12 protein-coding genes are annotated in these 13817 nt (G+C 53.0%); 3 read left to right on the forward strand and 9 right to left on the reverse strand.

All coding sequences use genetic code 11. From position 1 onward, the window contains the following. Nucleotides 1-489: 489 nt before the first annotated feature. Entirely contained in the window at nt 490-753 is a 264-nt protein-coding gene (locus tag DPQ22_RS00690; RefSeq protein ID WP_150212669.1) for a hypothetical protein, read from the forward strand. A 210-nt stretch (nt 754-963) separates the two neighbouring features. Here DPQ22_RS00690 and DPQ22_RS00695 read toward each other — a convergent pair whose 3' ends face one another. The 5 genes from DPQ22_RS00695 to ubiE form a co-directional block, all read right to left on the reverse strand. Further along, nucleotides 964-1533, reverse strand: a complete 570-nt coding sequence (locus DPQ22_RS00695) for a hypothetical protein (protein WP_150212670.1) — start codon at nt 1531-1533, stop codon at nt 964-966. Between the two features lie 90 nt (nt 1534-1623). Continuing rightward, nucleotides 1624-2196 (reverse strand): invasion associated locus B family protein, encoded by a 573-nt coding sequence (locus DPQ22_RS00700; RefSeq protein WP_190323074.1) that lies wholly within the window; start codon nt 2194-2196, stop codon nt 1624-1626. Between the two features lie 97 nt (nt 2197-2293). After that, nucleotides 2294-2416, reverse strand: a complete 123-nt coding sequence (locus DPQ22_RS09235) for a hypothetical protein (protein ID WP_256371526.1) — start codon at nt 2414-2416, stop codon at nt 2294-2296. 217 nt (nt 2417-2633) lie between these two features. Beyond that, nucleotides 2634-4217 (reverse strand): 2-polyprenylphenol 6-hydroxylase, encoded by a 1584-nt coding sequence (gene ubiB, locus DPQ22_RS00705; RefSeq protein WP_150212672.1) that lies wholly within the window; start codon nt 4215-4217, stop codon nt 2634-2636. A 55-nt stretch (nt 4218-4272) separates the two neighbouring features. Next, complete coding sequence (gene ubiE, locus DPQ22_RS00710) at nt 4273-5034, reverse strand: bifunctional demethylmenaquinone methyltransferase/2-methoxy-6-polyprenyl-1,4-benzoquinol methylase UbiE (protein ID WP_256371528.1); 762 nt, start codon at nt 5032-5034, stop codon at nt 4273-4275. A gap of 363 nt (nt 5035-5397) precedes the next feature. Here ubiE and accD point away from each other — a divergent pair, with 363 nt between their 5' ends. Next, entirely contained in the window at nt 5398-6261 is an 864-nt protein-coding gene (gene accD / locus DPQ22_RS00715; RefSeq protein ID WP_150212673.1) for an acetyl-CoA carboxylase, carboxyltransferase subunit beta, read from the forward strand. Nucleotides 6262-6542: 281 nt separating this feature from the next. Continuing rightward, entirely contained in the window at nt 6543-7895 is a 1353-nt protein-coding gene (locus DPQ22_RS00720) for a bifunctional folylpolyglutamate synthase/dihydrofolate synthase (RefSeq protein WP_150212674.1), read from the forward strand. A 396-nt stretch (nt 7896-8291) separates the two neighbouring features. On the opposite strand, the gene upp is transcribed toward DPQ22_RS00720, so the two are convergent. The 4 genes from upp to DPQ22_RS00740 all read right to left on the reverse strand — a co-directional run bounded on the left by upp (nt 8292) and on the right by DPQ22_RS00740 (nt 13763). Beyond that, entirely contained in the window at nt 8292-8927 is a 636-nt protein-coding gene (gene upp / locus DPQ22_RS00725; protein ID WP_150212675.1) for a uracil phosphoribosyltransferase, read from the reverse strand. A gap of 135 nt (nt 8928-9062) precedes the next feature. Then, a complete protein-coding gene (locus DPQ22_RS00730) occupies nt 9063-10823 on the reverse strand; it encodes a heparinase II/III family protein (RefSeq protein WP_246681414.1) in 1761 nt (586 codons plus the stop codon). 1361 nt (nt 10824-12184) lie between these two features. Then, complete coding sequence (locus tag DPQ22_RS09380) at nt 12185-13384, reverse strand: N5-glutamine methyltransferase family protein (RefSeq protein WP_246681415.1); 1200 nt, start codon at nt 13382-13384, stop codon at nt 12185-12187. After that, a complete protein-coding gene (locus DPQ22_RS00740) occupies nt 13365-13763 on the reverse strand; it encodes a type II toxin-antitoxin system HicB family antitoxin (protein WP_150212676.1) in 399 nt (132 codons plus the stop codon). The genes DPQ22_RS09380 and DPQ22_RS00740 overlap by 20 nt, the downstream gene beginning before the upstream one ends. Nucleotides 13764-13817: the final 54 nt, after the last annotated feature.

Here is a 13817-nt window from a genome sequence, read left to right on the forward strand (position 1 = left end):
GCAAACCGAAGGGGCGCGCGTAAGCCAAGCAAACCGAAGGGGCGCGCGTAAGCCAAGCAAACCGAAGGGGCGCGCGGAGCGTGCAAACCGAAGGGGCGCGCGGAGCGTGCAAACCGAAGGGGCGCGCGTGAGCTGTGCAAACCGAAGGGGCGCGCGTAAGCCAAGCAAACCGAAGGGGCGCGCGTGAGCTGTGCAAACAGCGCCCGGGTTGGACAGGCTAGCCTGTGGCGGCGGGCGCAACAAAGAACAGGCGCGTGTAAGCCAAGCAAATCGCGGTTAGACCGTAACCGGTTTATCTGCTTTCGGCGCGGACATGTAAATATAACCTGCAGAAAAGGTGCCGAAACCGCAATAAAAGGCTGGAATTTGCCCAATATTAACGGCTTCCCATCTGATTCCTCCCGGATCGCGGCGCGCGCCACATATCACCGCAGCTTTTATCGCAAGAGACAAAAACAGCGGCCCAAGGCCAAAAAGGGGTCATTCTTTATGCCAAAAGCGGAAAACAGCACAAATATTCCTCGCCGCCGCCTGACAGTGCTGAGAATTTTATGCCTTTATCTGTGCCGCTATAAATATCCGGCGGTCATCGCTTTGGCCGCCCTGGTTATGACGGCCATGATTATGCCGGCTATACCGGTAATTATCGTGCCGCCGGAGGCTCTGGCGCGCAAAGCTCAGGACAAACAGGCCGGAGCCAATGCTCCGGGCGCTGAGGTAGATCGGCGCTATTCGCGCTGTCTGAGCCTGTAACCAGCAAAAGCCGTCATGGCATAAACAGCAGTTTGCGCCAGATCACCCTGCCTTTACGGGCACGCCCCCGAACATCTGCCCCTGAAATGAGGTCGAAAACCGCAGTCGATACCGACTGCCTGAGTGTGCTTTCAGGCAAGTGCACCATAAAAGCATAAGCGAACAGAAGCAGGCAGAAGGCAAGCCCAATCGCATTTCCCGGCAGCAGTCTTATTTATCTCGCAGAGTCATGGACATGGTCACCACGCAAGAGGCAGGCGTTGCGGCAAACATCATTACATAGCCGCCTTCCGGCATGGCATAAACAGCAGTTTGCGCCAAATCGTCCTGCCTCTGTGTGCCTTTGGGTAATTGCTGCTGCACAATATCCGCGCAGGTTTTGGGTATAAGCAAAGTGCGCACCAATATTCCCTCGCAAGCGCCGTTTACCGGCGCGGCATAAAGCGCAGCGGCACCTTTTGTCTGCTCCTTACCGGCAACATAAGTTTGCCCGACAATGGCTGTCAGCCCGTGTTGGTCACTATTATCTTTATCAGGGATAAGTTTTGCCGAATAAACCGCGGAATTGGCGATTAAAGTCTGCCCCAGCACAGAAACAAGCGGCGCACAGGTCTTAATCCCCATTTGGGTAGCTGTTTGACCAAATTCATTGGGCAAAACCTGTGCTTCAGCTTTATTTTGCGGCTCAGGCGAACAGCCGGCCAGCACCAGCAAAGCGGCCGCCGCCGCAGATAAAGCCAACTGTCCTGCTTTCCGTAAAAAATAACCGGTCTTATACATTTTCACTCCATTTGTCCAAATTATAGATTATGCGGCACAGACAGCGGCTCTCCCCTCTTCTCCTCCGCCTTGATAAATTCCGGATATTGGTCATTTTGCCGCTGCCACCGCCTCTTTCAGCCCCAGAAAAGATGTATCAAAACTCAATACTCCCCGCCCGGCACTGCGATAGGAAACAGTAATATTACTCTGTTTCCTGATTGCCTGAGTTAAAAACGGCCCTACCGGCGTTTGCGCCAGGCACAAAGCGGCATTGCAACCGACAAAAGCAACATTAACCGCCTGATTAGTGCCCTTAAGGGCAATGCGCACCGGGCTTTTCGTATCTGTATCCGGCAAAGTGCGCAGCAGCAAAAAAGGATCCCCTTTATCAGAGGCCGCCAGCGACCAGCTAAAAATCACCATATCGCTGGCGTCCCATACTGCCTGGCTGACATTGCAAACCTGCGTTTTATCGGCAAACACCGTATCGCAAATCAATGTCCATTGGTAAAACTGCATAATTGAGCGGCGCACTGCCCCCGGCTCTCCGGCCGGAACCGACAAAGGCGGCGGACGCAGACTGTAAGGCGCTGTTCCACCGCCATTCTGCCCCCGGGCAGACGGCGATAACAAAACCGCGCCAAGAACAGCAATAAGGAAAAAACGCACAAAAACTACCAAAAGGACGGCTCCACACAACAGATCGGCAGCAGGTCGACAAAAAATTACGCCGCCCATTATAACATATTATCGCAAAAAGCAAAATTATTTTGGCAGATCAGGCCGAAAATCGGCAGCAGCTTAATGCCGCAAATAAGCCCATAAAAACACCAAAGCGCATAATCAAGCGGCGCACTGCCCCACCACCGGCAATTTTATAGTCAATTTCTATTTTGCTCATGCCAGGCCGGTTTCACTTTGCCTGTCCAATAAGACAAAACAGCGCCGCCCGCATAGCCTATAGCATAGTCAAGGGGGGAAGCCGCAGAGCTGTTATAGCGCCAGGCTATTATTAAAAGCCGCGTCATTGCATAAAAACAGCAGCGCTCAAGCAAAAACAATCAGCGCCGAAATCCGTAATGCTTTCACTTCCCACGTAAAATATCCTCCACTCTTTTTCACCAGAAATGCGCAAGGCCGATAAGTAAAATCAGGCCGATACCCCATAATGCCAGACGCAAAAAACGGTTCTGCCGCGCCTGTAATTGCGCCAGCAGCAGCAGGCTGGCTTTATCAAGCTTGAAGCCGTGTTCAGCCTGGCGCTGCAAGGCTTTGCTTATATGGTCAAAACGGCGGCCTAATTCCGGCAAGGCACGGGCAAAACCCACTACCGCCCGGGCCGATTCTGCCATATCTTTCACCGCACCGGCCACACCCAGATTTTGCGCCACCCAGGCGCCGACAACCGGCTCAGCCACTTTCCACATGTTAAAATGCGGGTCAAGCGCTCGCGCCACCCCTTCCACCACCACCATATTTTTTTGCAAAAGCAGCAGTTCCGGCCGGGTTTGCATATTAAATAATTCTGTTATTTCAAATAACAGCCCCAGAAGCCGCGCCATGGAAATAGTTTCAACCGACTGGCCGTAAATCGGCTCGCCAATAGCGCGATTAGCCTGAGCAAAGCTTTCCACACTGTGATGATCGGGCACATAGCCGGCCTCAAAATGCACCCGTGCCACCCGATAATAGTCACGCGTAATAAAGCCGTAAAGAATCTCGGCCAGAAAGCGTTTTTCCTTTTTGCCAAGCCGCCCCGTAATGCCCAGATCCACCGCAATAATTGTGCCGCTATCATCAACAAACAGATTGCCCGGGTGCATATCGGCATGAAAAAAGCCGTCACGCAGCGCATGTGACAAAAAAGTCTGCATCAGCGCAGCCGCCAGTTGTTCTACATTATGCCCCGCCGCCAGCAGCGCCTCACGCTCGGAAATACGAATACCCTCCACCCATTCCATAGTCAGGCAGTCGCGCCCGGTGCGCTCCCAGTCCACTTTCGGCACGCGAAAGCCTTTATCGCCGCCTTTGGCAATATTTTCTGCCATTTCCGATAAAGCAGCCGCCTCCAGCCGCATATCCATTTCTATTTTTGTCGTTTGCTCCAGATTTTCCACCACTTTGACAGGGCGCAAACGGCGCATATAAGACACATATTTTTCTGCCATATGCGCCGCCAGATAAAAACTCTCCATATTGCGGGCAAAAGCGCGGCGCAAATGCGGGCGTATCACCTTTACCGCCCGCTTTTCTACCCTCCCCCCCGCTGCAGGCACTACAGCCTCGTGCACTTGCGCCATTGAGGCGGCGGCAATAGGCGCGCCAAATGAATCAAATATCTGATCTATCGGCCGGTTAAGCGTTGTTTCTACCTGCAAAACGGCCTGATTTTGCGCAAAGGGCTTGACCCTGTCCTGTAGCGCCGATAAATCACGCGCCGCCTTTTGGCCGACAATATCCGGCCTGGTCGCCAGAAACTGACCCAATTTAACATAAAAAGGGCCAAGCCGGTTCATGGCGCGCGACATTGGCTCGGCATTATGCTGCCGGCGGCTGCCGCGCCGCGCAATGAGCCGCGCCAGCTTTTGTGCCAAAACGGGCACAAATCCTGCTTCCGCGACCGGCAAGGCCGCAAACACCCCCTCACGCGCCAGAACATAGCCCGCGCGCACCAGCCGGAGAGATGCCGTAAACCTGCTCATTTCATGCCCCCGCTTTTATCTTGACAAACCCCTGTCCTGACCGGCTTTGTCTGTCTCATATCTTCCAGCCGGAATGTATGGCGGCAATGCCGCCGGTCATATTACGGTACTGCACATGGGCAAAACCTGCTTTGCTTATCATGGCGGCAAAATCCTGCTGTTTGGGGAATTTACGAATAGATTCTACCAAATAGCGGTAAGATTCCGCATCATTGGTTATCATTTGCCCAAGACGCGGAATGACTTGGAACGACCATAAATCATAAATTTTATCCAGCAGCGGCATTTCCACGGCCGAAAATTCCAGGCATAAAAAACGGCCGCCGGGTTTTAATACCCGCCAGGCCTCGGCCAGAGCCGTGTCAATATGCGGCACATTGCGAATGCCAAAGGCAATAGTATAAGCGTCAAAACTTGTCGCGGCAAAGGGCAGCTTTTCGGCATTGGCCTCGACAAATTCCACATTTTGCGCCAGCCCCCTGGCGTGAGCGCGGGCTTTGCCCACTTGCAGCATAGAGGCGTTAATATCCAGAATTACTGCCCGGGCATAACCGCCGGAAGCTTTGATAAGGCGAAAAGCAATATCCCCCGTGCCGCCGGCCACATCAAGCGCGCACCAGCCCGGCACGGGCGGCGGCGCCAGCCAGGCCACCAGCGCATTTTTCCACAAGCGGTGCAGACCGCCGGACATAATATCATTCATCACATCATATTTGCCGGCGACAGAATGAAAGACGCTATTGACAAGATTTTGCTTGTCGGCCTCTGCCACATGGCGAAACCCGAAAGAATGCTCCATGCCGCCATGCGCGCCGATACGCGCTGTTTCATCGCTTTGGCCGGCCGGCGGGGCAGCGGCTGCTGTTTCCTTATTATCCTGCACAATCCATGCTTTCTGTTTTTGCCGCAGCGGCAGTTGCCGGGGCAAATTCCGGCCCGGCTCATCGACGGCCGGCCTTGAACCGGCGCATAATAGGCCGGAAACTGCAAATCTTCAATAAAAACCTGCGGCGGCCGGCAAATTGGCGGGCAAGGCAAAAGCGCAGCGGCTGCAATAATTGCTTTTTGCGCAATTTTCTCCTATAATAGTGGCCGGTCTATGCCGCTTATCCGGCATAGCGCGCCGTGTGTGCCGGCAAATGTCGGGGTTTTGTGAGCTTATTAGAGGAAGTGCAGCTTCATGAACTGGATAACAAATTTTGTCCGGCCCAAAATCAATTCCATGTTTGGCCGCCGGGAAATACCGGAAAATCTCTGGATAAAAGACCCGGCAAGCGGTGAAATGGTTTTTCATAAAGATTTGGAAGAAAACCAGTTTGTCGTGCCGGGTTCCGGCTATCATATGCGCATTGCCGCCAAAGATCGGCTGAAATATTTTTTTGATGACGGCAAATATGAGCTGCTGGAAAATCCGAAAACGGCCGCGGATCCGCTTAAATTCCGCGATGAAAAACGCTATATTGAGCGGCTTAAGGATTATCGCAACCGCACCGGGCAAGATGATGCGATTTTAAACGCCCGCGGCATGATTGAAGGCCTGCCGGTCATGGCAACCTTACAGGATTTTGCCTTTATGGGCGGCTCACTGGGCATGGCGGCGGGCGAGGCGATTGTCACCGGCTTTAAAACCGCTATTGCTGAAAAAAGGCCGCTGATTTTGTTTACCGCTTCCGGCGGGGCGCGCATGCAGGAGGGCATTTTGTCACTCATGCAAATGCCCAAAACCACAGTAGCAGTAGAGATGATGAAAGAAGCAGGCCTGCCTTATATTGTTGTGCTCACCAATCCGACAACCGGCGGCGTTTCCGCCTCTTATGCCATGCTGGGCGATGTGCATATTGCCGAGCCGGGTGCGACTATCGGCTTTGCCGGCGCCCGCGTTATCCAGCAGACAATTCGCGAAACTCTGCCGGAGGGGTTTCAAAGCGCCGAATATTTGAAAGAACACGGTATGGTGGATATGGTGATTTCTCGTCCGGAGCTAAAAAAAACCATTGCCCGCCTGCTGCGCCTAATGCTGAAAAAACCTGCCAGAACAGCCTGAAATGCTGTTCTGGCAAGCGCCGGCAGCTTAAGTCTGAGGCAATTTGCCGCTATCGGCGCAGCAGTTTTGATATATTTGCCGCTGTTACAGCGGCGGTTTTTCAGGCTTTTTTGCCGAAATTGCGCCAGCGGGGAAGGCGAAAACCGGTTCCTTCCTTATCACAAAAAAATCATGTTATAATTGCCGGCGGCGATGAGAGCCGGCACAGCAAAACCGGGCTTTTAGAGAGAGACTGCGCCCGCAAGCCACAGGCCGGCCTCTGAGGCGGTTTGGGAGATAAAATGGCGGCAAAAAATACCGGTTTACAGCAAAAAATTGAATCTCTGCTCAATCTGCACCCTAAAAATGTGGATTTGTCACTCAAACGCATGACAAGGCTGCTGCAAAAGCTGGGCAATCCGCATTTGCACCTGCCGCCAATTATCCATATTGCCGGCACTAACGGCAAAGGCTCGGCGGCAAGCTTTGCCCGCGCGGCGCTGGAAGCAGCAGGCTATAGCGTGCATGTGCATATTTCGCCGCATCTGGTGCATTGGCATGAGCGCTACCGCTTGGGGTGGAAAGATGAAACGGGAAGCCGCAGCGCCTATGTCAGCGATGCGCTTTTGGCTGAAACTCTGGCAGAAGTAACACAGGCCAATGCCGGCGGCGCTATTACAGTATTTGAAATTATAACCGCCGCTGCCTTTGTGCTGTTTGCCCGTTTTCCTGCCGATGCGCTGGTGCTGGAAGTGGGTCTGGGCGGGCGGTTTGACGCGACTAATATTATAAAAAAACCGGCAGTCAGCCTGATTATGTCCATTGCTCTGGATCATGAGGCTTTTTTAGGCGACACAGTGGCGCAAATCGCTCTCGAGAAAGCCGGTATTATCAAAAAACAATGCCCGGTTGTCGCCGGGCCGCAAATCTATGAAGAGGTAATAACCGTCCTCAGGCGCTTTGCTCAGAAAAATCAGGCACCGCTAACTCTTTACGGGCAGGATTACCGCGCTGATATAAAAAACCGACATATGCTGTTTACCAATAAAGCCGGCACTATGCGTCTGCCGCGACCGCGCCTTGCGGGAGATTTCCAAATCGGCAATGCCGCCGCTGCCTTGCAGGCCGTGCTGACCGCAGGTTTTGCCGTTTCACCTCAGGCAGCAGCGCAGGCCATGCGCACAGTTTCATGGCCGGCGCGCCTGCAAAAACTGACAATCGGCCGGCTCAAGCGTCAGGCTCCGCCAAAGGCTGATTTATGGCTGGACGGCGGCCATAATCCCGCTGCTGCCCAGCTTTTGGTCAAAAGCCTGGCACCATTGCTGCGCCGGCGCCCGTTTTTTATGATTCTCGCTATGCTGCAAACCAAGGACAGCACACAATATTTGCAGCAATTTGCCACACTTGCGCCGCAAATTTATACTGTGCCGCTGGCCGGCAGCAATCATGGCGTGCCCCCGGCGGTGCTGGCGCAAAAAGCACAGGCATTGGGGCTGCGCGCTCAGGTTGAACCATCTATCACCGCCGCGCTTGCGGCTATTACCGCAAAAAGTGCAAAACCGGGCGGCGAGCAGAATCCGGCCTTTATTCTCATTTGCGGTTCGCTTTATCTGGCAGGCGAGGCTTTGGCACAAAACGGCACACCGCCGCGTTAGATTTGCCGGCCGGGCATAGCGCAAAAGAAAATATGATAAAATATTTATATTTATATAATTACTTTATCTTAAGAGAATTCTATCCCGTTTTTTACTTTTAAGAATGTATCAAAATGGTGCATTATTTTATAAAGAGGCAAAGTTTTCTACAGGGAAACCTAAATATCAACACTTATATTATAAAATACAATATTTCTTCATTGCCAAATAGCCAAATTCATAGTAACGGAAGACTGGCCAATCCGCGGTTTCTTCCCCCCTCGATCGCGGATTGGACTTTTTGATATTTTGTTCATCATGAGTAAAATATCGGCACGGCAGAGCGCTTCCACCCCATCCAGTTCTGCCGTGCTTTCTTTTTCTGTTTCCCCGAAATAAAAGATAAAAGCGCCGGCTTTATTTTGTGCCGAACAAGCGGTCGCCGGCATCGCCCAGGCCGGGCACAATATAGCCGTTTTCATCAAGCTTTTCATCTATTGCCGCCGTATAAAGCGGCACATTGGCATGGTGCTTTTGCAAATAGGCTATGCCTTCCGGCGCGGCCAAAAGCGAAACAAAGCGCAAATTATCAGCGCCGCGCTCTTTCAATTTGCTCAAGGCGGCCGCGGCTGAATGGCCGGTCGCCAGCATGGGATCAGCCACAATCACCAGCCGGCTGGCTATATCTTCCGGCGCTTTAAAATAATATTCTACCGGCTGCAGCGTTTCATGGTCACGATAAAGGCCAATATGGGCAATGCGCGCAGAAGGAATTAAATCCAGCATGCCCTGAACCAGGCCTTCACCCGCGCGCAAAATAGAAACCAGCACCAGTTTTTTGCCTTTTAGCACCGGCGCCTCACAATGCGCCAGCGGTGTGTCGACCGGCACATTTTCCAGCTCCAGATCACGCGTTACCTCATAGCCCAGTAATAAAGCGATTTCGCGCAATAATTGCCGGAACTCTGCTGTTGGTGTTTCCCGCCGGCGCATTTGCGTAAGTTTATGCTGGATAAGCGGGTGTTTGATAATATGCAAAGCTGATTTTACCATAAGGCTCCCCCCTGCGGGCAGTTTTTAAACACGCTATATCAGCGGCAATGGACAAATATTGCCGCCCAAACCAAATTTATATCCGGAATCCTCCCCACTGCGGCGGCGATAAAGCGGGCGGGTTTTGGCCGGGTTTCAAGCAGTCTCACGGCGAAAACTCCATTGCACTCTGTCGCGCTCAGCCGTAGAAAAATTAAGCACATATTGCTGTGTTTTGGCAGGGCCGCCAAGCCCGGAAAAATAAATGGAATCTTCCAGCCGCACCGGGCAGTCGGCCGAAAATATCCAGCTTTCACCATAATCCCCCTGCAAGCGAATAATATCATGCTCCTGCCCGCTTGCTTCATCTCGCACCGCGCCTTCATGGCTTATGCCAATATCCGGGTGCACATGAAACCGCACCGCAACAGGCACTGCCGGCGTGTGCGATGATTTTCTGCGCCACAGGCCGGCACGCTCCGGCTCCTCATAAAAACGGTCGCAACCCTGCAACACATTGCCGTTACGGCTTAAAGTCAGAGCGCGCTCATGTATCAGACTAAAGGCCTGTTTATAACCGTCATGCGCAGCAATAAAGCCCTGCATATCCTCTTCTTCTATCCTGGCCGTGCGCACATGCAGCCTTCTGCCGGCAAAGCCGCTTAGCGGCCTGTCACCGCGGGCAAAACGGCAGGAAGATGTATCGGCAATGGTAGCGGTGGAATGCGCCGCCGTCAAACGGCCGAAAAAGCGGAATTCCGCCGGGCCGTAAGGATCCAGACCGCAATTAACAATAAAGCGCTGGCGGCCTGAAGACATTTCAAAGGAAAGGCAGCCGGCATTGGCCGTTTCTGTCAATCTTTTGGCCAAAGGGGCACCCGTATCGGCCAGCACCACCGTATCACCGCCGGTCAGGCGCTGATAGCCGGAATGCGGCGCCTGTGAAAAAGGCGCCCCCACTGTTTCAACAGCATTGAGCACAATATCCAGCCTTTGCGCCAAAATCGGGCCGACACCGTTAAAATTGGCCAGAGTGCCGTCACAATGGCGAAAAAAGCGCAGAGCCGGCAAGAGGCGATCAATCGCAACAACCAATAGCGGCGGCGGCGCCTGCAGGCAATGTGTATAAGCATATTGCAACGGCAGCAGATAAATCAGCAGCTCCAGTATTATTGCCGGATTACGCGATATATGGCCGCCATCGGGCAAAATCTGCCGCGCCAGCTCTTTTTCCAGCCGGCGATGCGCCTTAAGCTGCGCTTTGCGCGCTGCTTTGCCGGCCGAAGCCGGGGCGCACAGCGCCGCCATGGCCAGAGCAACAGCAATATAAAGCCGCGCAATATCATCTTTTTCTCCGGCAAAAGTCACACGCAAATAGCGTATATGCAGGCCGATAATTTTGAGAAAACGCTTCCGAAAAGCCGGAGCAGCGCCGGCAAACAGCGCTTCGCCATGCGCCAGCCAGGCAATCAGGCGGCGGGCAGCAAGAGCTGCTGCCCAGGCGCGGCCGGCCGGCTTCCTGCCCTCAAGCTCTATCCAATCCAGAGTCAAAGCGCGCGCATGAGCGGCAGCCAGCTCGGTTTCTGCCGCTGTCATATGGTTCAGCCAACTGAAATCATAGAGAGCCTCTTCCCATTCGCGGCTGGGCGGCTCTACCAGAAAGGGAGAGGTCGCCCCGGCCTGCACAATACGCCCGCCCAGGGGAAAGCGGCCGTGATAAAATTCATGCGCCAGTTTGGGATCGGCCAGGTGCATATCAAATGGAGCATAAAGCAGATGCGCCGGCGCCCGGCCGCTAAAACGCCAGCTCAAAAGCGGCCAGCCCGCCGCTTGACGCATAAAGCGGCTGAGCAAAGCTGTTGGCGAAAATTCGCCTGAGCCTGCTTTATAAACGGAAGTATGAACTGCTCCGGCCAAAACTTTCTTCCCGTTGCAACAAAATCCACCTTTGCGCCCGGCTCGACACCGGCCACAGCCGCGCCGCCGCATAGCTTGCGCAGGCCTGCCCAGTTTTACAAAACAAGGTAAATAAAGCGTTAAACCGACAGACAGCCGGCAGCATGTGATTCCGCGGGCGGCAAGCACCGGGCCAACAGGCAGGCAAGGCCGCCGCGCCGGCCGGGCATGACCGCAATATTATAAAATTATAATTTTATGCGTATTTTTGTTGCCCGGCAAAAAAATCAGGCTTACAATAGGGGGAGTGAGGAGCCGGTTAAAGCCCCTCACTTGACCCTTCATAATTTCAGGGCAATGATGATAGCGCTCAAACTGATCATCAGGCCTAAAATCTGAAGGATAAGGCTGATTATCTGATAATCCGACACAGGCTAGCCTGTTTGGCCTTTCCCCCCTATATACGCCCAAAGGAGATAATTCCCCTTTGGGCATTGTTTATTTATAAAGATTTCCTTACCATAAGTTTAAATCTTATATTGTGAATAGAATAAGCTAACGGCTCAGGCGGCACTAAACAGTAAAGCGCAGCCACAATTTCTGCTCATAAAAGCGGGAGGAATTTCTCGCTTACCTGTTTTGCTTTCTGTTCAATCTTAAGTTGAATTACTGCCTGTCAAGGCAATTTTGTTGTCTTTAGCGGGAATAGAAACTTTACCGATTGGCGAAAGGCAAAAAAGCTTCCTGAATTTTCGGCCGGGCTGGATTATTCTTCCACCGGCTCAGGCGGCGCTAAACAGCAAGAGTGGCAAGATTTTTGCTCATAAAAAACGGGCGAAAGAATTACCCTCCGCCCGTTTTGCCTTTCCTGTAAATGTAAGTTGAATTGCAGGCACTGCAACAAATCTTGTATAAGCTATACGCTGGTTATTTCCAGCGCATATTTGCAACTTGAAGCATCAGAGCAAAAGCCGCAAACGTTAACATTGCTGTCTCGTAATTTGTCATATTCATAACCTCCTTTTGCATTAGAATCGAGAGGAGGAATCATTCCCGCCCCCGTTAAGACGGGCAGCGTATAATGTTTACGGCCGATAGTAAAGAAGTCAGCGCGGGGATAATTTATGGTTATTTTTATGTCTATTGCATTACTAAAAAAATTTGTTATAATCCCGCTTATACAACCTCCAAATAAGGGAGGACTGCGGCACTATTCAACGAATCTTGTATAAGCTATTATATCGCCTTTAGCGGGAGTGACAGCTTTGTTGACAGGCCAAATATAAAAAGCAAGGCAGAAGGATAGAATCACCTTCGCCTTGCTTTTTTATGAGCAGGAAAATCGTCAGAGTTTAGCGCAAGCCCCGCGCTTTGTGTTCGGCTCAGGCAGCGGCAAACAGTAAAGCGCGGTCAATGCCGGCGAGGTCGCGCTTTGTTGCCAAATGCTGAAAGCCGGCCGCCTGAAACACAGCAATAATATCCGCCGCCTGGCCAAAACCTGCCTCCACCGCCAGCCGGCCGCCGGGTGCCAGATGCGCCGCGGCACCCGCCGCCAAAGCGCGATAAAAATCCAGCCCGTCAACGCCGCCGTCCAAAGCGCGGCGCGGTTCATAAAACCGCACTTCATCAGCCAGGTGTTCAATGTCTGCGCGCGGAATATAAGGCGGGTTTGAAACAATAAAATCAAACCGCCCGGCAACAGCACTAAACCAATCACTTTTTAGCGCGGTAAAACGCCCGGCCAGGCCGGCCGCTTCAGCATTTTTTTGCGCGGTTTCCAGCGCCTCAGCAGCAATATCCACCCCCACAGCCTGTAATTGCGGTATTTCATGCAGCAGCGCCAGTGCCAGCGCGCCGCTGCCCGTGCCCATATCCAATAAAGTAACCGGGGCAGCCGCGGGTAGCGGCATTTCTTCCTGTTTTGTGCCTTCACCCGGAAAAGGCTTGCCGCTATCTGCAACTTTCCGGGGCACAAAATTGCCCGCGCTCTTATCCGGACGCAGCGTTTCTTCTGCTTTTACGCTGTGCTGCGACAGCTTTTTGCCGGCAGAACAAGAGAGCTTATTTGCGCTTGTATAAAGGCCTTTATCCGCTCTGGATAGATTGGCTATACAGGCGCCGGCTGCGGCAACGCTATTTTGCCCGCTGCCGCGCGCCCCTTCGCTATCTGCCGCTTTTTGTCGGATTAACGGCAGCAAAAGGTCGACCACCGCCTCACTATCCGGCCGCGGCTCTAAAGTGGCGGGGGAAAGGGCTAAATCCAACCCGTAAAAAGCGCGGCGGCCAAGAATGCGATGCACCGATTCGCCGTGCAAGCGCCGCTCGATCGCCGCTTCCAGTTTCTCTTGCGCGGCGGTATCAAGTGGCGGCGCCCGCCCGGCCAAAAGCTCTGTCTGGCTGATACCGGCAATAGCCTGCAACAGCAGCCGCGCGTCTAGAGCAGCACTCTTCACCCCCGCCGCCTTTAACCGCGCCGCCATTTGCTGCAGCACAATTTCTGCCACCAAACTTTGTTCATTCACTGTTTTGCTTTCACGCTTTGTGCTTGAGCCAAAGCCGCCTTCAGGCCAGCCCCAATTCATGCCGCGCCGCGGTAGCCAAAAAAGCGGAACGGTTAAGGCGACGTTGGTGAGCAGCATGGTCGACGGCCCGCAACAGGCCGCGCTCAAAAGTTACATTGGCGCGGATAATTTCGCTATCATTATCAATCAGTGGAACACGGATAAAAAACGCGCCTTCGGTTAAAGCAGCGCTAACATCTTTTCGCTGTAACAGCTTTTCCAGCGGCAATGGTTCAACCGTCTCTTTACTATCCTCAAACCAAAGCTGCAGAGCCTCACTGGCATTGCCGATAATTTCTCTCTCTGTATCCGCAGCAGAAAACAGCCCCGGAATATCTGGAAATTGCACACCAAAAGCAGAATTTTTATCTTTACGAACCAAAGCATAATAATGCCGCATAATGCTTCTCCTTTACAGCCAGCCTGCTTGCCGTGCCTTCCGCCTTTAACCGCG

Origin of the sequence: Candidatus Tokpelaia sp., from assembly GCF_008636115.1 — a bacterium.
Taxonomy (GTDB): domain Bacteria; phylum Pseudomonadota; class Alphaproteobacteria; order Rhizobiales; family Rhizobiaceae; genus QLZD01.